Origin of the sequence: Vibrio hepatarius (assembly GCF_011806575.1) — a bacterium.
Taxonomy (GTDB): domain Bacteria; phylum Pseudomonadota; class Gammaproteobacteria; order Enterobacterales; family Vibrionaceae; genus Vibrio; species Vibrio hepatarius_A.
The window spans coordinates 67,312-85,183 of the sequence record NZ_JAATOO010000008.1 but is presented as its reverse complement, the minus strand read 5'-3'; the positions used below and the strand labels follow the sequence as shown (position 1 = coordinate 85,183).

Here is a 17,872-nt window from a genome sequence, read left to right as displayed (position 1 = left end):
AAATAGTGACATAGGGGCAAGAATGTATCGATAGCCAATGATGTCAGGAGACAAGGTGAAGACAAAGAGAAAAACACGCGTAGCGGAATGCAGTTGCGGACAAGTGAGCTTGATATGCCGTGGAGAACCTGAGCGTACTGCAATTTGTCACTGCTTCGAATGCAAGAAGAGAACTGGCAGTGTATTCGGAGTACAGGCTCGCTTCGCCAAATCACAAATCAGTTACAGTGGCGAAATGGTCGAATACACCCGTATTGCCGATTCGGGCAATCAAGTGACGTATCATTTTTGTCCTCGTTGTAGCACCACCATGTTGATGCGCTTAACCGCAGCGCCAGACGTACTCGTCATTCCCGCCGGCGTATTCAACGTTCAAGATTTACCATCACCAGCTTTTTCTGTCTACGAAGAGCGCATGGAGAGCTGGGTCAAGTTTGACTGCCAAATAGAACACTACCTTTAGTTGCTTGGGATCAAACTGTTTGCATAATTTACGCTGTCTCACTATGTGGCAAGGCGATATAATCCCACCTTCATTGTGAGGAGCTGATTTTGATTTCTAGATTACCAAAGTGGGTAGAGTTCGGAGCGTTACTACTCGCGCTGCTTGCCGGTGTTGTAAATGCCATTGGGTTACTCGGTTTTCAACATCAAGCTGTATCACATATCTCAGGTACCGTGACTCTACTCGGCACCAGTTTAGAATCCTTTGACCAACAAACTTTCCACCTGTTTATGGTGGTGTTTAGCTTTATGCTCGGCGCCATACTGAGTGGGATGTTTATGGAAGGTACCGCGTTAAAACTTGGCCGCCGATACGGCGTCGCGCTCTGCATTGAAAGCGGTTTGCTGTTTATTGCCTATCTACTTCTGCAAGACGGTAACTTATCTGGTCAATATTTCGCTTCAGCAGCGTGCGGGCTGCAGAATGCGATGATCACCACCTTTAGCGGTGCGGTTATTCGTACCACTCACATGACGGGAATCCTCACCGATTTAGGCATTATGATCGGTTCAAGAATTCGCGGTAAAAGCTTTGACTATCGTAAAGCAAAACTGTTTCTCTTTATCTTTACAGGCTTTCTGTCCGGTGGTGTGATTGGCGCTAAGCTCTATAATGCTTACGCGCTTTCTGCCTTACTCATGCCTATCTTTTTCGCCCTCGCGTTAGCTATTTTGTATTGGGGATATTTATTTACCTCCAGTGATAAATACATCAACCAAGATCACAAATAATACAAAAAACCAAACAAATTAACAAAATCACTACAACTATCTAGTAGAATCGATTTATATCGAGCTAACTATTGAATATTTAGCGATGTTTAATGAATAGTATTGCAAAGCTTATTAAAAGGCATTACGCTAGCGCCATATATGACAAAATATGGATGTTTAGTGAATATATATGCCGCCATGGATAGGCATGCTATTGACTAGTAGTAACACGAGAATTGTAATGTCAGATAACGCTCAAGCACTCTCACAGCCGAAAGTTAAAAGTAACTTTTGGATGTTTTTTATCCCATCCTTGCTGGGACTATTCTTATTTATGGCGCCGATCAGCTACCAAGGCGATATCACTATCCCAGTAGCCGTGTTGGCAAAATCAATCCAAGCTGTATTCGGTGATTACTTAGTTGCGACCGTAACTTCTATCATCGCATTTATGGCAGCCGCGTCTTTACTATTTAGCGTTGCAAAACCAACTTTCATTGCTAACAACTCTTTCTTGAATGGCTTATTCAGCCCATCCCCTCTTTGGTTAGCGGTTCGAGTGATCGGTGGTATTGCTGTCGTGATGACTTACTTTCAGGTAGGACCAGAAGCAGTATGGGAAGAAAACACTGGTGGCTTGGTGCTAGAAGGCCTATTGCCAACGCTGTTTTCTGTTTTCATCTTCGCGGGTCTACTTCTGCCACTATTGATGAACTTTGGACTGCTAGAACTAGTCGGCACACTGCTATGCAAGATCATGCGTCCGGTATTTAATCTTCCTGGCCGCAGTGCAATCGACTGTATGGCTTCTTGGCTAGGTGACGGTTCTGTCGGTATTCTACTGACCAGCAAACAGTACGAAGAAAAATTCTACACTCAACGCGAAGCGGCGGTTGTAGGCACGACATTTTCTGCAGTATCGATTACTTTCAGCTTGGTTGTGATTGCTCAAGTGGAGTTGGAACACATGTTCCTACCATTCTACGGCGCTATCTGTCTGGCTGGTATTGTTGCAGCAATCATCATTCCTCGCCTGCCACCATTGAGCAATAAGAAAGATACGTACATTGACGGCACTAAACCAGACGCAGATGCAGACGCTTTACCTGAAGGCCACACTAGCTTTTCTTGGGGCATGCAACTGGCGTTAGAAAAAGCGAGCAAGGTTGAGTCGATTAAAGGCGTATTTGGTGAAGGCGTACGTAATGCGATTGATATGGTATTTGGCGTACTGCCAGTTGTCATGGGTCTCGGTACCATCGCGCTAGTTGTTGCTGAATACACACCAGTGTTCAGTATCCTAGGCCAACCATTTATTCCGTTCTTAGAACTACTGCAGATTCCTGAAGCTGCAGCGGCATCCGAAACCATCGTTGTCGGCTTTGCGGATATGTTCATTCCAGCGATTCTTGCAGCGTCAATCGACAGTGAAATGACTCGATTCGTTATCGCAGCAATGTCTGTTACTCAGTTGATTTACATGTCTGAAGTGGGTGCACTACTGCTAGGTAGCCGTATTCCTGTAAACATTGTCGAATTGTTCGCCATCTTTATTCTGCGAACTTTAATCACGCTACCTATCATTGCAGGTGTGGCGCACTTAATTTTCTAGCAATTTATTGACAAAATGGTTAAAAAAAAGCCCCTATTCGGGGCTTTTTTCGTTTAAAATGTGACATTTTCGCAAGCAATTCTTTTTAATTGCTCATAATTGTTTAAAAAACATACCGTTCTATAATGGTGCTGTATATAATTAGTAATATTTAAATAAATGAAAATGTTAGCTTCAACCGGAGGGGCGATGGGAAGACTGCTTAGTGTAATCCTAGCCATGTTTAGCTTTCAGGCAGCAAGTTCTCAACTTGTTGTCCGGATAGATGACCAACAAACCATTACTCTTTCTCAACAAGAAATTGCCCAACAGTTTAAGCCAACTACTTTTCATACGCAGTTACCATGGTTTGAAGAAGAGCAAACATTCACTGGCTTCAGAGTTGCAGATCTACTTGAGCAATACGGTATCGATGATTACACGTCAGTCTGGTTTATTGGCCTCAATGATTATTCTTCAATCACGACGAAAGAAAACATCATCCAATACGATCCTATCGTTACCTATGAGATGGATGGAGAGAGCATTCCAGTACGGAAAAAAGGTCCATTCTGGCTTATGTTTAATTTAAGCAAATACCCCGAACTGGATAAAGTTGAGTTCCATGCTCAAATGGTTTGGCAATTAAAAGAGATAGTAGTTCTTAAACAGTGATGAACAACCACACGAGAAACGCAAACTTACCGTCAATACTAGTAAGGTCTAAAGCCTTATTGGTTACAATGTCTTTGCTTCTGATCTTGGCCAACATATACGCGCTTGCCTCAACACGTAATCTAGCAAAAACAGCGACCGACCAACAAAGTCAAGCCACATGGTTCTTGTTCCAACTCACTAAAGAGTTTTCTGAACTCAATGCACTTGCCCCATTTGCCGCTGAAAGCAGCTCACGCCGGGATCAAGTACTCCTCAAGTATGACCTCACTTGGAGCCGCTTCGACGTCCTGTTAAACAACAAAGAAACCGACAGTTTCATGTCTCTTCCTAGTGCGCGAGGGTTCTTTCAGTCGTTGTTTCGTAGTTTCAAAGAGCTAGAACCAGAACTCGCTCTCATCAAGCAACCTCAATACGCGGATAAGCTTGCTGGCGAGTTGTCGTACATTTACATGTCAATGATTGACTACATTAACCTCAACTTCCGTCTCGAAAGCCCGATTTATTTAGGCTACGTTGAACACGCACAAGTGTTGTATCGTATTCAAATCGGTCTGCTGATGCTACTGTGTATATGCGCAAGCTTGACTGGTTACATAATCCATAAAGAAGCACAGTATCACCGCGAATTGTCACTAACCGATTCACTGACTAAAGTGGGAAACCGTCTGGCACTATTCAACGATCTTGAATTTCTAATTGAGGGCAAGCAAGCGTTTACTCTATTTTTGCTTGACCTCAACGGATTTAAACAGATCAACGACCGCTTTGGTCATCAATCAGGTGACCGGGCTTTAAAGCAAATTGCCGGACGCATTTCTGTGCTGGGAATGGACTGCTACCGCGTAGGTGGTGATGAATTCGCTTTAATTTCACTGCACAATGAAGATATCGAAGTGCAATGGGCGATCATCGAAAGCTGTTTTTATGAAACGGTGGATGTTGGCAAGCAGCAGCACGAAAGACTCTCGACGAGCATCGGTGTGGCTCAGTTCCCTAAAGACGCCAACCAGAGCAATCAGCTTATTTCAATTGCAGACGGTAAGATGTACAGGATGAAATTCTCACAGAATGAACAAGGGCTCATTGGATAGATAAAAAAATAGCGAGGCTAAAGCACTCGCTATTTTTATACTCAGATTTAACGTTAGCTAATCATCTAATGCATTTCTTCGACCAGCTCAGTGCCGCCCTTTCTAGAATTTTATAGCATTGCTCGAACTCAGTAAGGCCTTTTCCGTAAGGGTCAGTAATATCTCCCAATTGAATCCATTGCCCTATCAACAGTGTTTTTGAACGTGCTCCACGAGTGACTTCCGCCACCTCTTCCAATTGCTGTCGATTCATCACTAAAATTAAGTCAGATTGGTCAATCAATTCAGGCGTGAGTTGCTGCGCACAGTGCTGTTCTAAATCCAGTTCAAATTGTTGAGCCACCAGCCTAGCATTCTTGTCCGCTGGCATATCGTCGAAGTTAAGAGTCGAGACACAAGTGCCCGCAGAGCGAATCGTATGGTTGGGTAACAGCTTGCTAAAGATGACCTCGGCCATAGGTGAACGACAAATATTCGCAGTACAGACGATTAAAATCGAATTAAACACTTAACTTCCTTTCTCGGTGCTTAGCGATAAAAACTCTTTGGCAGTGACATCTCTCGCCGGCAATATCGATGTGGCGAAACAGACAAACAATACAAAAATGAAAGTGACGGCATTTGCCATCGGCTGAAGGTTAAAATCGACAGAGATATGGATCAACATACCAATGATCGCCATCGTCGCCCCCAGAGCGAGTCCTTTCATGGTGTGACTGTTGCGCTGATGCTGAGTTCTTAGCGAAAGAAACAACGCATAAAGTACCATCAAGCCCAGCATAGCGGTAGCCGGTACCCCCGCTTCTACCGCAAACTGCACGTACTCATTGTGTGCATGGTCGTAGAAGCCGATATCCGCTTTACTGTAGCCTGGAAATACGGTGTAGAAACTCGCCATGCCAGTACCAGTGAGAGGGTAATCTTTAATGATATCTAAGCTCCAGATGGCAACTTGATCACGTGATTCTGCTTGTATCGATGTTTCAACTAAACGCTGCTTTACTTTCTCTAAACCAAACAACGCTCCCACAACAAAGGTGTCGATAGCCAACACACTGACCACCAACAGTGTTAGTGCTCTTGGTTTGGTTTTATAGATAAACAATGCAAGCAGACCACCAATCGCAGTTGCGGCAAAGAAAGCGGTGTTACCCATTCTCGAGCGAGTCATCACCAACGCAATCACCATGATCACTAAGGCTAAGCGAACCAGCATCTTACCGCTTAAAGCGCCAGACAACAGACGCTTCCAGCGAATAAACCAAGACCCAGATTCTGAAGTGTGCAATTGAGTCACAATTAAACCTAAACCAAGGCATAAACTAAGCATCAGGTAGTTGGCAAAGTGGTTCTTGTAGATGAAAGAACCCGTCGCAATCGATTTTTCTGGTAGCCCCCAAATCAAACTTTCTTTTACACCGACCAAGACCAGTGTCGAAGCATAGAAAGCTTGTACGCATCCACTGACCACAAGCGCGACTACCGCGTATTTTAATCGTCGGCCGCTGTTGATCAGCAAGATGAGGTTAAAAACAAGCAGCCAATAACTGACACCACGTAACAGTGAGCGCAGCGTCATCGTCCTATCTAGAGATACTGAATAATCACTCGCGCCAACTAAAGAATACAGTGTATAGGCGTTATCAGATAAAAACGCGACTACGTCTTTCGGCAGCACTAACGTTTGCAGCAACACCCAGAGTTGAAAAACGCCCAAAGGCAATAACAACCATTTGAATTTGCCGATGTAGTGCCAAGGTAGGTTGTTTTTATAAATGATCAGTAAAGACAGCGTTTGTAGCGCTATCCAAATTTCGGCGATGGACCACGCCCAATCACGGTTACTTCCCAATGGGATCGGCAACCAAATTAATAACGCGATTAGGCTGTAGAAAGAGAGTTTCTCTAAAGATTTCATTGAATACTACAAATAAAAAAGCCCAATCAATGTTGGGCTGTGTCGATAAGTTAGTTCGGTGAAACCACACCATTACCACCACCGTTTGCACCTACTGCTGGCGGTGTTGGTGGAGCAATTGCTGGTACGCCTGGTGCTGCAGACGCAATACCAGCAGCGGTTGCCTGTGCAAATTGAGTCGGGTCAATTCCCGAAAGTAGCGCTGCAGTCGTAATTAACTCGTCAGCAATCCCTTCTTCGCGAGCGATAGCAGCGATTTGTTCCGCAAGTTCTGGGGCAATTTCAAAAGCACTTTGAATACTGACCTGAGGATCGACGTTGTCACTGCGCAGCAATATCGTCAAGATATCGAGTACGATGTCGGGATTCGACTTATACACAATCACAACTTCTTCACGAGTCGGATTTTCACCTAGTTGAGAGGTAACCGTATCAGTGGCAGCCAGTGAACTAACCGAAAAGAGTGACGTTAGTATTAGCGTTAAGCGAGATAATGAAGTCATTTATTCTTCCTTGTGATTAATAATCAATTTAGCCGTAACAATCATGGTATGCATGCACCCACTTTGGCTCGACCTAACCGTTGATATTCGTTTGGCATTTTTCATGTTTGGTATTGTTAAACGCGAGCAACCGGCACATACGCTCCGCCCCTTGCGAATAAGTCAGTAACCGAGACAATTCGTCTCGGTATTTCCACTTCAAAGCCGTAGTCAAAAAATTTGTGCTTAGCTCAACCCGTTGCTGGTTGTCCAAGTGGTTCCAGCGACTAAACCCAGCGTCGAACTGCGCAAAAAGAGTTAACGGCATATACGGCCCAAAACGTCGTGCTAACTCAATCTGTCCAAGACTACTGTCTGAAGATTCAAATTGAGCCAACTCAAGATAGGTTGCGTACCAAGTAGGACGAGTCCTAATGCTCGATAACAAGTATTGCTTTGTCAGTTCAGTTTCGTTGTCAGTCAGTTGCTTGTACGCCTGCCAACTTAACGCTTTAGCCGCCAGCTCATACTCATAACCACCAGCAAAAGTCGAAGACAACATACTGCTAATCACAGCATTGTCATCCGCCACGCTTGACTCATTGACTCGCTCACTGTTAAAGGAATATCGACTTAGTGAGATTTCCAAACCGCTTACGTGCAAACTGTTAATTAGTTGGCTCATCGCGAGGAAAATGACGATGACTGCAAGCGCTGCGACGGCGAGTATTTTAAAGTCGGGTAAGCGCTTAGCCAGCATTTTGATAGTTACGTTTTGCAGAAAACTTTTCTTTAAGTAGCAGCCACGCAAAGGTCGAGTTGGTCACTAAATAGCGTTTCCACATCCGGCGCGGCTCTTGAATCACACGGTACAACCATTCTAGCCCCGCGTTTTGCATCCACGCTGGAGCACGATTCACTTTTCCGGCTACCACATCAAACGTGCCTCCCACACCCATAACAAAACTTACCCCTAAACGGTCACGCCATTTGTTGATGAAGTTTTCTTTCTTCGGTGAAGTGATCGCTACAAAAAGCAGCTGCGCACCAGATTGACGGATCTGCTCTACGACTGCTTCTTCATCATCCCAGAAGTAACCGTGATGGATACCCGCAATCTTTAAGTTTGGATGCTGCGCTTGCATTCGCTTCGCCGTTTCTTCAACAACTTCTTGTTTCGCACCTAAATAAAACACCGAAAACGACTCTTGCTCCGCCATCGCATTTAGGTTATGAAACAAGTCTACACCAGCAACACGTTCTGGAATTTTGTGTCCAAGTGCTTTTGCCCCCCAAACTACACCCATACCGTCGATGTTGATGATGTCGCATTCAGTGACGCTGCGAGCCAATTCTGCATCCTTACGCATGTTGACGAGCTTGGCAACGTTCACCACTACGTGCTGGGTGAAATTGCCGCTTAATATTTTGCTTCTAATATCAGCAACAGTTTCATCCATTGTGGCTTGATCCATTGGAAAGCCGAGAAACTCAATACGTTTCATTATTCCCTAACCTTATTCTACCGTCGTAATTTTTAGGTTTCTAAACGAGATATCGTTTTTAGTTTCAATGTCTTGATGTCGATACATACCTATCTTCAAATAGTGTTGATAGTTATTATGCATGTTCTTTCCAGAGAAATTGTATTCAATACCATTAACATGAACTGCCAGCTTCCCATCGTTCCCTTCTGACCAGAAAAACTCAAACTTAAGTGTGTTCCACATACCTAAGTAAAAGGGCAATTCGGTCCTTTCATCGCCATAAATTACACCGAACGTCGAGTTCTTTCCTGAATAAAGTGCAACTAGAGGACTGCGACCTGGGAAATTCTCCCATGTCTCACCCAGGTTACGATCTGGTTGATCATGCCACTGAGTAAGAAGGAACCAGCGGCCTTCGGGATCGGAAGAAAAGTATCGTGGAATATATATTTGGTACTCATAAGTGACTTTGTCTCCCGCATTAAATGGGTAGTTCACTGTGAGTTCTGAACGTATTCCATTGTGTATTTTGTCCTGACAGTCTTGAATCACAAACTTCAGTTTGCCTTCCAACGGGATAATGGTTTTATCATAAACAGCTTCAAGCCTCATAAACTGCGTAAGCCCATGAGCATTGAGCGAATTGGCAACATTTTCTATTTGTTGCTGAGTGATAGTTGCATTAATGGTGGAAGAGAAAACAAAACACAGACTGACTAATATGCGTTGAAACGCTTCTCTCCTAACACTTATCATAGATCTCTCGCCACTTTGGTAGGATCACTTGAGAAGTGAAATTGTTCTGATAAATTGTCAATGCCTGAGTGGTAACAGCCTTAAGTTCATCAGGTTTGGACAAAACGAATTCAAGCTTGTCGCGTATCTGCGTTACATTTCCCGGGTCAACCAAATAACCCGAATAACCCTCTTTGATAACTTCTGGAATTGCACCAACTGGCGTCGTGATGACCGGAATCTGACTACCCATAGATTCAATCAACGTCATAGGCAGACCTTCGTTGTACGCGGGTAAGATCATCACGCTACATGAGTGTAGCAACTCACTTTTCTTTTGCTTATCGACCCAACCATGAACCGTGATTTTGTCTTGAAGATTTAACCTCTTAATCAGCGATTCCACTTTATCATCTTCGCCAGCTCCACAAAGATGCAAATGATATTCACAACGCATCTGTGCACACGCGTTAAGCAAGTCGTAAATCCCTTTACGTTGAATGAACGCGCCAAGAAACAAAATATCTTTAGAATTCTTATTTGAATCTAATTCAATAACATCTACGTAATTATTGATCACCGAAACATCCCTACCAGATATTTCTTTTACATACTCTTTCCATCCGTCAGAAAGTGTGACAAACGCATCGACGTTGTTGATGAGCCAGATAATTAACTTCTGAGTTAGTCTTCTACGCGTAGAAAAATATTGTTTAAACTCAGAACCATGTAAGTGCACTATGGTTGAATTCTTGAAAAGTTTTGCGATAACAACAAATGTCAGCTTGCGCCAAAAACTTCCTTTATACGACATGTGGCAATGAAGAATTAAATGCTTGTTAGTCATTGATAACCAAAGTAAACGGAAAACACCGTTAATAAATAAGCAAAGATCTTCAAACTTACTTCTACCACGGTGCGTGACTAATCGTGTATGTATAGAAGTGTCAAATAAGCCGTTTTCTTCATAACCTTTAATCACCGAATCTATTCCACCCGGTGCCGCTGTGCCAACGGACACTATGTGTTTTTGCATTAATCAAATTTCCAGATATGACGTTGAGAGGATGAGGAACCATTAAAAGAAATAACCTTGCCAGGGTTACCGACGACAACGGCGTTATCAGGCACATCTTTAGTAACGACCGCATTAGCTCCGATTACTACGTTATTCCCTATGGTGATACCCCCTAAAACTACTGCTCCTGTTCCAATGTAAACATTGTCTTTTATAGTAGGGAATTGGTTATTCTTACCCGCGATAGTGACACCATGAACAATTGTCGCGTTGCTACCGATGATCACATTTTGCCCCCATGACGTTGCAAATACATGGTACATAGCGAAGCCAGGGCCTACATTCGCACGATAATTAACATCGGTGGTATAAACTCTTTTGTAATACATATACATGAGTTTAGGCAGAATTCTAATGATAGGATTCGAGTCAAAGTGCTTCGCAACACGCATCCAAAATACGAACTTAAATCCTTTACGAAACAGCAAATCTCGCAAAAATATCTTGAGGCTGACAGTACCATTGTGTCGATACAAATCGGACTTTACTAAATACTTTAAACTATGCGTTTGCATTGACAACCTCGCTGATCGCTGCCAGATATTGCTCCGCAATTTCTTTCTCTGAAAAATCTTTAGACCTAGCGATTAAAACTTCTTTTGTGACTAATGGATTGTGCGTTTCTTGCAAAATCGCATCCGCTAAAGCATCGCTATCGGCTACAGGGACAAGTCGACCGTATTTACCATTCTCCAAAATTTCCGCTGGACCATAGTTACAATTCGTCGATATGACTGGTAAACCAAATGACATAGCTTCGACAATTACATTACCAAAACCCTCCCATGCGGAGCTAAGTACAAAGATGTCGGCATCCTGATAATAATCTTCCACTTTGTCTGTATACCCAGTAAATGTGATGTAGTCTTGTAGTTTATGACTATTGATCAAATCATTTATCGACCGATATTCTTTTTCACAAAATACGCCACCAACAATTGTCAAGTGGTATGAATTAGATTGGGTTAGCTTAGCTAATGCTTGAATTAGCGTAGGGTAATCTTTTTGCTCAGTAATTCTTCCTACCGCTACTAGGTTAGTTTTTTCTCGTTTATTATTATTTACTCTAGGGCTATCTAATTTACCAAAACGTACGGGGTTATATATTGTAGAAACTTTTCTATCACTTCCCATTAGTTGAGTGACTTGACTAGACAGACCTTTAGACACACATATAACTAACTGAGACAGTTTATAAATATGCGAAACATAAAATTTTAATATCTGTTTTTTTAACTTACTTTTTTTTCTCCAGTGCTCCGTAAGGGAAGCATGTTCAGTGACGATCACACGAGAAGTTTGCCCAGTAATTAGCGCAGACAACAAAGTTGCCGCATTAGTATCAGTGTAAGCTGATATTATTATGTCCGGTTTCTCTACTTTGATGAGTTTAGCAAATGGAATTATAGACTTCATCGTTCTTGACACATCAAGACTATATACTTCATGCCCAGCTTTAATTGCTGTCTCTACGTTTTCACTTCCTAACCTATCAACTACAAAGCAGATTCTTGTGCCTTCTATTTTTTTAAACTCTTTGGCTAAAGAAAGAAATACTTGCTCAGCACCACCAAAACCAAGCTTGGATATTCGGAAAAAGATCTTCACTTTTTCAACCACCTTTTTAATATTCTATGAGTATTTGGAAAACCAAGGATTATTTTCTTTCGATATGAAACGTTTCGATCAAATATGTAGCGAACGAATAACTTGAAAAATTCCAATCGAATTTTATTTGGAACTTTAGTTCCTGTTTGACAGCGATAAAAAAGATAGGCGAGATTGATTTTTAAGTAATCCATATAACGCTCATCGACATTGTTTAGTGAGTTATAGAACGACATCAAATTCTCAAAGTAATCAGGCTTGATATTTAGCGTGGCGCCATTTTGATTCAACCTATAACCATAAAGAGCTTTATCTATATGATAAATCGAGCGAACGTCTTGATAGATATTTGTAAAAAGCATTAAGTCTTCACAAAACTTTACGCCTTCTGGAAACCTTCTATTGGAAAAAAATTCTCGCTTGATAACTCTCAACCAAGGATACCAAACCGAACGTGAGTAAATAGTCTCTCTCACACTGCTCGCGTCATTGAGACCAAACTGCTGGTAAACAAATACTCCTGGTGACTGTTCAATACTCTTATCTTGGGAAAACGTTTTAAAGCCAAACTCAATCACTTCTGGCGAATGGGTTTGAATTACTGATAACACGCTTTCCACGTAATCGTCGAGCAGCAAGTCATCAGAGTCAAAAAATGTTACGTATTCTCCGCTCGCATTGTCTAGAGCTAAGTTACGAGCGCGACTCACACCACCATTTTCTTGTCTGAGTAACGTAAGAGCACCTGAAGTAATCTTATCTTGGTAATTATCGACGATAATATCGTAGCTGGAATCTGGTGACCCATCGTCAACAACAATCAACTCTACCTTTGGGTCTTCTTGAGAGAAGTATGACTCAAGAGCTTGCTTGATATAGTCTTCAACATTATATACAGGCATAACAATTGTAAGTAGCTTCATGACTTAATTCCTAATGTATACATGGCTAGACTGTATGCCTGTTTGGGGTTTGTAAATATTTTTCTAAATCCATAGCAACCGTAAAAAAATATTCCTCTCGTATCTTTAAAAAAGATATAGATTAAAAAATCTGCCATAAAATAAGAAAGTACAGACACAACGGCTGCACCTTCGATACCGAACTTAGGGATAAATAAGAAGTTCATCGATATGCTAAATACAGCAACAACGGCAGATTTAATGAACTCGTACTTACCTAGTCCTTTGATGATGAGTAATCTTGAGTATAAGGCGGCTGGAAATATAAACACCCAACACCAAACAGAGATAGATAGCACATCACCGGCACCCTGATATTTTTCTCCATAAAGCACGTAGATGATATAGTCTGAAAAAACACTGACACCTGACGCTAAAATCAGAGAAATAACGATAAGGATGATCGTCAATCCTCGGATGAAATCATCAAACTTCTCATCCTTATCAAAGTATAGGTTTGACAACGAAAGATAGAATGTCATCGTGATAATGTGCCCAAGAAAGACCAGTTGCATCACCAGTTTTGCGGCAGAACTGTATATCCCAACACTAGTCTTATCTAACAAGTGAGAAATAATTAAGATGTCAGCTTGCATGAATATAGGAAACAAAATAGACGAACCAATCAGAGGAATGGCTTCCAGCAGCAGGGCTTTTGCCTTATCAAAATCAAAGCACACACCTCTAAACAAGGATGGTTGTGACGAACGAATGAACGCCCCGAATAGCCACAGAAATTGTACAGTGGCTTGAACAGGAATAAATAAGACAACCCAGTAGTATTGCAGCTCCATCCAAATCGCGACTACCAAATAAGCCAACGCGATGAATCGAGAAAATAATGCCGATTCACCAAGCTTTCTAGGTTGATTAACTGCTTGAAAATACAACCTAAGCACAGTGGCCCTAGCAAAATAGGTAGTCAATGAGACTGCAATGTAAATGATGAAGATATCGTAGTCGACTTGTCCTTCACTAGAAATCCAAAGCACCGCATACACAACGAGTGAATAACCAATCCAACCCATTGTTTGCATGACAAAAACCGTCAGAAGATAGCTGAAATTCGTTGGGTCTTTAGCGGTATCTCTAACAACGATATGGTCAAGCCCAAGCACAACAAGAAATGAAACTGTAGCGGATAACGCTTGAACATAGCTCAGCTTACCTAAGTTTTCAGGTCCAAACATACGAGCAACGACAATGACACTCACTAAACCAAAAGCGACTTTAGTTATATTCTCTGTTGCATACCATGCTGCTTTTTTTAGATTATAGATCTTAGACATTTAGGTTTCTTGCCTTATAGAAATGGTTGGTAGCAATACAAGAAACTAAAATAAACAAATACCACAACAAATTAGTAGAAAATAAGAATGTAGTTTCCGTTATATTGTGTAAGGTAATAAATAAAAATAGAGAAAAAAGCAAAACAAAACCTTTTTCTCTTATTAAACAGAAAAGATTTATGCCTGTATTAATTATATATAAAGTAAATAAAAACAAACCAATCAAGCCAATAGAAATGATAAGGTCAATGTAACCGCCATCAGATGCTGCTAACGATTCAACCCAAAGTGGGTTGTTGGTAAAAAGGTCGGTGTAATATATTTCAGAAAGTTCACCTTTGCCCCATACCGCATTGAAACCAAACCCGTACACTGCGTTGTTTTCTGCGTGAAGCAACATGGTTAGCCACAATTTTCCTCGACCAGTTAGTAACTCTTCGTCCATTGAGTAATACAGATAGTCGAGTATTTCAAATCGGTATGAAGCTAGAATCAAAAAAACAAAGCTAAGCAGCAGAAATGAAGTGATCTTTATTGGTATAACTAACTCAAACTTGTTGCGCCCACCAAACTTATACGCAACGAAACTCACCGTTGAACAGACGATAAAAAGCGCAATCGACGTTTTTGACATAGATAGCATTAGAAGAAAGAGTGCTGACGCAGAGAATATCATCGATAGCTTGCGCCTATTAACCAGAAAGTCATAGCAACAAATCAACAAACTCAAGCTCATCACTAAGCCAAAGTTGTTTTTATGGTTATAGAATCCAACCATCCCAGCTTCACTAAAAGCACTTCCCTTTAGTAAAAGCAACGAAAGTAAATTGATGCTAACGACAACATAAGCCGTGATAGTAAGTGATCTTAAAAGAGTGTTGATACTGAAGGTAAAAGCTATCAGCACTCCGCTCATAAGCATCATCAGTTGAATAATCGCTTCTTCGAGACTTTTATACGCCCAAGATGACCACAATACACTTGCAAAACACCAAGCAAGAACAAAAACCAACTGGTAGTTACTCATCACCTGTTTGGCAATGATTGGAATAAACCTGATACAAAACAGCAAATAGACAAGTAACGTCGCAAGCAGAACCTTTCTATCAAACAGGTTATGGCCCACAAAAAGAAAAATAAAAGATACTAATAAAACCCCTTTAACTAGGTTATCCGTATTTATTTTTTCAAGGTTCATTTTATCTCTGTACTTCAGATAACGGTCAGGGAGAGCTAAGGGCCACATTTGGCCCTTAGATTAGTTTGGACTTACATTAAGCCACGAGTATCAATAACCACTTTACGCGCCAATTCAGATTTATCTGCCGCTTTGAACTGGCGGTGATCAACTAATACGACGATAACGTTCGCTCGCTCCAGCGCAGATTCAAACGTTTCCAAAGTAATGTTTTTGTCGACTAGCTTGTCCGGTAGGCATTTGATATTCGGTTCAACAGCAATTAACTCGCCAACTTCACGCTCAACCAACTCTTCAACAATCTGCAGTGCAGGGCTCTCGCGCAAGTCATCGATATCGGCTTTAAACGCTAGACCAAGACAAGCAATCACCGGGCGCTTAAACTCATTCGCCGCTTTCTCTACTTGTTCGATAACATGATAAGGTTTCGCGTCGTTAATCAGACGTGCTTGGCGAATTAACTTCGCTTCATCTGGCGCGCTATCAACAATGAACCAAGGGTCAACAGCAATGCAGTGGCCACCGACGCCCGGGCCCGGGTTTAAGATGTTAACGCGTGGGTGACGGTTCGCTAGTTTGATCAGCTCCCACACATTGATCTTCAGCTTTTCACAGATGATCGAAAGCTCGTTAGCAAATGCGATGTTCACATCACGGAACGAGTTCTCTGTTAGCTTGGCCATTTCCGCGGTGCGCGCATTGGTCACGATGCATTCGCCACGCACAAACGTTTGGTACAGTTCAACGGCTCTTGCGCTACACGCAGAAGATAGACCACCAATCACACGGTCGTTCGACACAAGTTCCTGCAAAACATAGCCTGGTAGTACCCTTTCAGGACAATGCGCTACTTTGATATCTGCACCATCACCGGCATCTTGTGGGAAAGAAAGGTCTGGGCGCATCTCTTTTAGCCAGTTAGCCAATTTCTCAGTGGCCCCCACTGGAGACGTTGACTCAAGGATGACCAGGTTGCCCTTTTCCAATACAGGGGCAATCGCTTTTGCTGCGGCTTCAATGTAAGACAGATCCGCTTGGTGCTCACCGTTTTCGCTATGTAGGAAAGGGGTTGGGACTGCAACCATAAAAGCATCGGCTTTCTCGGGGGTAGTGGTTGCACGTAAGTTACCTGTGGCAACCACACCTTTTACAACAATGTCTAGGTCTGGCTCAACGATATGAATATCACCAGCGTTGATGGTATCAACTGCATGCTGACTGACATCAACACCTACTACTTTCATGCCACGCGAAGCAACGACTGCTGCTGTCGGTAAGCCAATGTACCCTAAGCCAATTACCGATACGGTATTAAAAGACATAACGTCACCTTAAATATCAAACTGAAATAACTAAAATTTGGAAAGAAAGAGTTTTGTTCTATCGACTCACGTGAGTCGAATTAGAATCGCTCTTTGATAATATCGACGATACGTGCGCAAGCTTGCCCGTCACCGTATGGGTTGTGAGCACGGCTCATCGTTAAATAGGCGTCTCGATCATGAAGTAAGGTTTCTACTTCGCGAATGATAACGTCCTTATCCGTACCAACCAGTTTTACCGTCCCTGCCGACACAGCTTCAGGACGCTCTGTTGTATTACGCATCACCAATACAGGCTTACCGAGCGACGGCGCTTCTTCTTGAATACCACCAGAGTCAGTCAAAATAATATGCGAGCGATTCATCAGATAGATGAACGACAGGTACTCTTGAGGCTCGATTAGATGAATGTTGTCAACATCAGAGATAAGGCGGTTTACAGGCTCTTGAACATTTGGGTTCAAGTGCACTGGATAGACAATTTGGCAATCAGGATTGTTGATCGCAATATCTTTCAGTGCATGGCAGATATTTTCAAAACCGCCGCCGAAGCTTTCTCTGCGGTGCCCTGTTACCAGAATCATTTTCTTACGAGGGTCGATTAGGCTAAACTTCGCATCCAACTGTCGAGACAGCTCCGAGTCGTTTTCCAGTTTGTTTTTGACGAGTAAAAGAGCATCAACCACGGTGTTACCCGTGATATGCACGCCATCAATTATGTTTTCTTGTTTCAGGTTATCTACCGAAGTGCGCGTCGGTGTGAAATGCAGTGCAGCCAGTGCGCCAGTGAGCTTGCGGTTACCTTCTTCAGGCCAAGGAGAATAGATGTTTTGCGTTCTTAATCCTGCTTCAACATGGCCGACAGCGATTTGCTGATAATACGCAGCCAAGCTAGCCGATAACGTTGTCGCGGTGTCACCATGAACCAAAACGATGTCAGGCTGAAACGACTCTAAAATTGGCTTTATGCCCAATAGAATTCGGCTAGTTACTTCATTTAATGACTGACCCGACTTCATAATATCGAGGTCAAACTCAGGCTGAATTTCAAATAGTTCAAGTACTTGGTCAAGCATTTCTCGGTGCTGAGCGGTCACGCAGACTTTGGAGTCGATACCCTCAGCGCTATCCAACGCACGTACTAACGGTGCCATTTTGATCGCTTCTGGACGGGTGCCAAAAACCGAAAGTACTTTAATCATTGAGTTCATTTTC

19 protein-coding genes are annotated in these 17,872 nt (G+C 42.4%); 5 read left to right on the top strand and 14 right to left on the bottom strand.

What is annotated here, in order from left to right; translation table 11 throughout:
- The first annotated feature begins 55 nt into the window (after nt 1–55).
- From HCZ42_RS08230 to HCZ42_RS08210, 5 genes are all read left to right on the top strand, one after another.
- Nucleotides 56–463: a GFA family protein gene (locus tag HCZ42_RS08230; RefSeq protein WP_368484172.1), complete on the top strand. Its 408-nt coding sequence runs from the start codon at nt 56–58 to the stop codon at nt 461–463.
- Between the two features lie 89 nt (nt 464–552).
- Nucleotides 553–1,236 (top strand): YoaK family protein, encoded by a 684-nt coding sequence (locus tag HCZ42_RS08225; protein ID WP_167420235.1) that lies wholly within the window; start codon nt 553–555, stop codon nt 1,234–1,236.
- A 223-nt stretch (nt 1,237–1,459) separates the two neighbouring features.
- The gene (locus HCZ42_RS08220) at nt 1,460–2,830 is read left to right on the top strand and encodes a YjiH family protein (RefSeq protein WP_167420234.1); all 1,371 of its coding nucleotides are present in this window, start codon (nt 1,460–1,462) and stop codon (nt 2,828–2,830) included.
- A 159-nt stretch (nt 2,831–2,989) separates the two neighbouring features.
- On the top strand, nt 2,990–3,484 hold the full coding sequence (locus tag HCZ42_RS08215; RefSeq protein ID WP_254868912.1) for a molybdopterin-dependent oxidoreductase: 495 nt from the start codon (nt 2,990–2,992) through the stop codon (nt 3,482–3,484).
- 68 nt (nt 3,485–3,552) lie between these two features.
- Entirely contained in the window at nt 3,553–4,578 is a 1,026-nt protein-coding gene (locus HCZ42_RS08210; protein WP_254868911.1) for a GGDEF domain-containing protein, read from the top strand.
- A 61-nt stretch (nt 4,579–4,639) separates the two neighbouring features.
- Here HCZ42_RS08210 and HCZ42_RS08205 read toward each other — a convergent pair whose 3' ends face one another.
- The 14 genes from HCZ42_RS08205 to wecB form a co-directional block, all read right to left on the bottom strand.
- On the bottom strand, nt 4,640–5,086 hold the full coding sequence (locus HCZ42_RS08205; protein ID WP_167420232.1) for a low molecular weight protein-tyrosine-phosphatase: 447 nt from the start codon (nt 5,084–5,086) through the stop codon (nt 4,640–4,642).
- Nucleotides 5,087–6,496, bottom strand: coding sequence for an O-antigen ligase family protein (locus HCZ42_RS08200; protein WP_167420231.1), 1,410 nt, complete (start codon nt 6,494–6,496; stop codon nt 5,087–5,089).
- A gap of 50 nt (nt 6,497–6,546) precedes the next feature.
- Nucleotides 6,547–6,999: a hypothetical protein gene (locus HCZ42_RS08195; RefSeq protein WP_167420230.1), complete on the bottom strand. Its 453-nt coding sequence runs from the start codon at nt 6,997–6,999 to the stop codon at nt 6,547–6,549.
- A 73-nt stretch (nt 7,000–7,072) separates the two neighbouring features.
- Entirely contained in the window at nt 7,073–7,738 is a 666-nt protein-coding gene (locus tag HCZ42_RS08190) for a hypothetical protein (RefSeq protein WP_167420229.1), read from the bottom strand.
- Nucleotides 7,728–8,483 carry a WecB/TagA/CpsF family glycosyltransferase gene (locus tag HCZ42_RS08185; RefSeq protein WP_167420228.1) on the bottom strand — a complete coding sequence of 252 codons (756 nt, stop codon included), beginning with the start codon at nt 8,481–8,483 and terminating at the stop codon, nt 7,728–7,730. Before HCZ42_RS08185 ends, HCZ42_RS08190 begins: the two co-directional genes overlap by 11 nt.
- A gap of 12 nt (nt 8,484–8,495) precedes the next feature.
- Nucleotides 8,496–9,221 (bottom strand): heparin lyase I family protein, encoded by a 726-nt coding sequence (locus tag HCZ42_RS08180; RefSeq protein WP_167420227.1) that lies wholly within the window; start codon nt 9,219–9,221, stop codon nt 8,496–8,498.
- Complete coding sequence (locus HCZ42_RS08175; RefSeq protein WP_167420226.1) at nt 9,208–10,236, bottom strand: glycosyltransferase family 4 protein; 1,029 nt, start codon at nt 10,234–10,236, stop codon at nt 9,208–9,210. Before HCZ42_RS08175 ends, HCZ42_RS08180 begins: the two co-directional genes overlap by 14 nt.
- Complete coding sequence (locus tag HCZ42_RS08170; RefSeq protein ID WP_254868910.1) at nt 10,236–10,793, bottom strand: serine O-acetyltransferase; 558 nt, start codon at nt 10,791–10,793, stop codon at nt 10,236–10,238. The genes HCZ42_RS08175 and HCZ42_RS08170 overlap by 1 nt, the downstream gene beginning before the upstream one ends.
- Entirely contained in the window at nt 10,780–11,886 is a 1,107-nt protein-coding gene (locus tag HCZ42_RS22030) for a glycosyltransferase (RefSeq protein WP_167420224.1), read from the bottom strand. Before HCZ42_RS22030 ends, HCZ42_RS08170 begins: the two co-directional genes overlap by 14 nt.
- The gene (locus tag HCZ42_RS08160) at nt 11,883–12,809 is read right to left on the bottom strand and encodes a glycosyltransferase family 2 protein (protein ID WP_167420223.1); all 927 of its coding nucleotides are present in this window, start codon (nt 12,807–12,809) and stop codon (nt 11,883–11,885) included. The genes HCZ42_RS22030 and HCZ42_RS08160 overlap by 4 nt, the downstream gene beginning before the upstream one ends.
- Nucleotides 12,806–14,137 (bottom strand): flippase, encoded by a 1,332-nt coding sequence (locus HCZ42_RS08155; RefSeq protein WP_167420222.1) that lies wholly within the window; start codon nt 14,135–14,137, stop codon nt 12,806–12,808. The genes HCZ42_RS08160 and HCZ42_RS08155 overlap by 4 nt, the downstream gene beginning before the upstream one ends.
- A complete protein-coding gene (locus HCZ42_RS08150; protein WP_167420221.1) occupies nt 14,130–15,335 on the bottom strand; it encodes an O-antigen ligase family protein in 1,206 nt (401 codons plus the stop codon). The genes HCZ42_RS08155 and HCZ42_RS08150 overlap by 8 nt, the downstream gene beginning before the upstream one ends.
- A gap of 71 nt (nt 15,336–15,406) precedes the next feature.
- Nucleotides 15,407–16,657 carry a UDP-N-acetyl-D-mannosamine dehydrogenase gene (gene wecC, locus HCZ42_RS08145; RefSeq protein ID WP_167420220.1) on the bottom strand — a complete coding sequence of 417 codons (1,251 nt, stop codon included), beginning with the start codon at nt 16,655–16,657 and terminating at the stop codon, nt 15,407–15,409.
- A gap of 80 nt (nt 16,658–16,737) precedes the next feature.
- Nucleotides 16,738–17,868, bottom strand: a complete 1,131-nt coding sequence (gene wecB, locus HCZ42_RS08140) for a non-hydrolyzing UDP-N-acetylglucosamine 2-epimerase (protein ID WP_167420219.1) — start codon at nt 17,866–17,868, stop codon at nt 16,738–16,740.
- Nucleotides 17,869–17,872: the final 4 nt, after the last annotated feature.

Coding starts and splice junctions, on each gene's coding strand:
- HCZ42_RS08220 (WP_167420234.1), top strand. CDS start 1,460: ATGTCAGATAACGCTCAAGCACTCTCACAGCCGAAAGTTAAAAGTAAC.
- HCZ42_RS08215 (WP_254868912.1), top strand. CDS start 2,990: ATGAAAATGTTAGCTTCAACCGGAGGGGCGATGGGAAGACTGCTTAGT.
- HCZ42_RS08210 (WP_254868911.1), top strand. CDS start 3,553: ATGTCTTTGCTTCTGATCTTGGCCAACATATACGCGCTTGCCTCAACA.
- HCZ42_RS08200 (WP_167420231.1), bottom strand. CDS start 6,496: ATGAAATCTTTAGAGAAACTCTCTTTCTACAGCCTAATCGCGTTATTA.
- HCZ42_RS08195 (WP_167420230.1), bottom strand. CDS start 6,999: ATGACTTCATTATCTCGCTTAACGCTAATACTAACGTCACTCTTTTCG.
- HCZ42_RS08190 (WP_167420229.1), bottom strand. CDS start 7,738: ATGCTGGCTAAGCGCTTACCCGACTTTAAAATACTCGCCGTCGCAGCG.
- HCZ42_RS08185 (WP_167420228.1), bottom strand. CDS start 8,483: ATGAAACGTATTGAGTTTCTCGGCTTTCCAATGGATCAAGCCACAATG.
- HCZ42_RS08180 (WP_167420227.1), bottom strand. CDS start 9,221: ATGATAAGTGTTAGGAGAGAAGCGTTTCAACGCATATTAGTCAGTCTG.
- HCZ42_RS08175 (WP_167420226.1), bottom strand. CDS start 10,236: ATGCAAAAACACATAGTGTCCGTTGGCACAGCGGCACCGGGTGGAATA.
- HCZ42_RS08170 (WP_254868910.1), bottom strand. CDS start 10,793: ATGCAAACGCATAGTTTAAAGTATTTAGTAAAGTCCGATTTGTATCGA.
- HCZ42_RS08160 (WP_167420223.1), bottom strand. CDS start 12,809: ATGAAGCTACTTACAATTGTTATGCCTGTATATAATGTTGAAGACTAT.
- HCZ42_RS08155 (WP_167420222.1), bottom strand. CDS start 14,137: ATGTCTAAGATCTATAATCTAAAAAAAGCAGCATGGTATGCAACAGAG.
- HCZ42_RS08150 (WP_167420221.1), bottom strand. CDS start 15,335: ATGAACCTTGAAAAAATAAATACGGATAACCTAGTTAAAGGGGTTTTA.
- wecC (WP_167420220.1), bottom strand. CDS start 16,657: ATGTCTTTTAATACCGTATCGGTAATTGGCTTAGGGTACATTGGCTTA.
- wecB (WP_167420219.1), bottom strand. CDS start 17,868: ATGAACTCAATGATTAAAGTACTTTCGGTTTTTGGCACCCGTCCAGAA.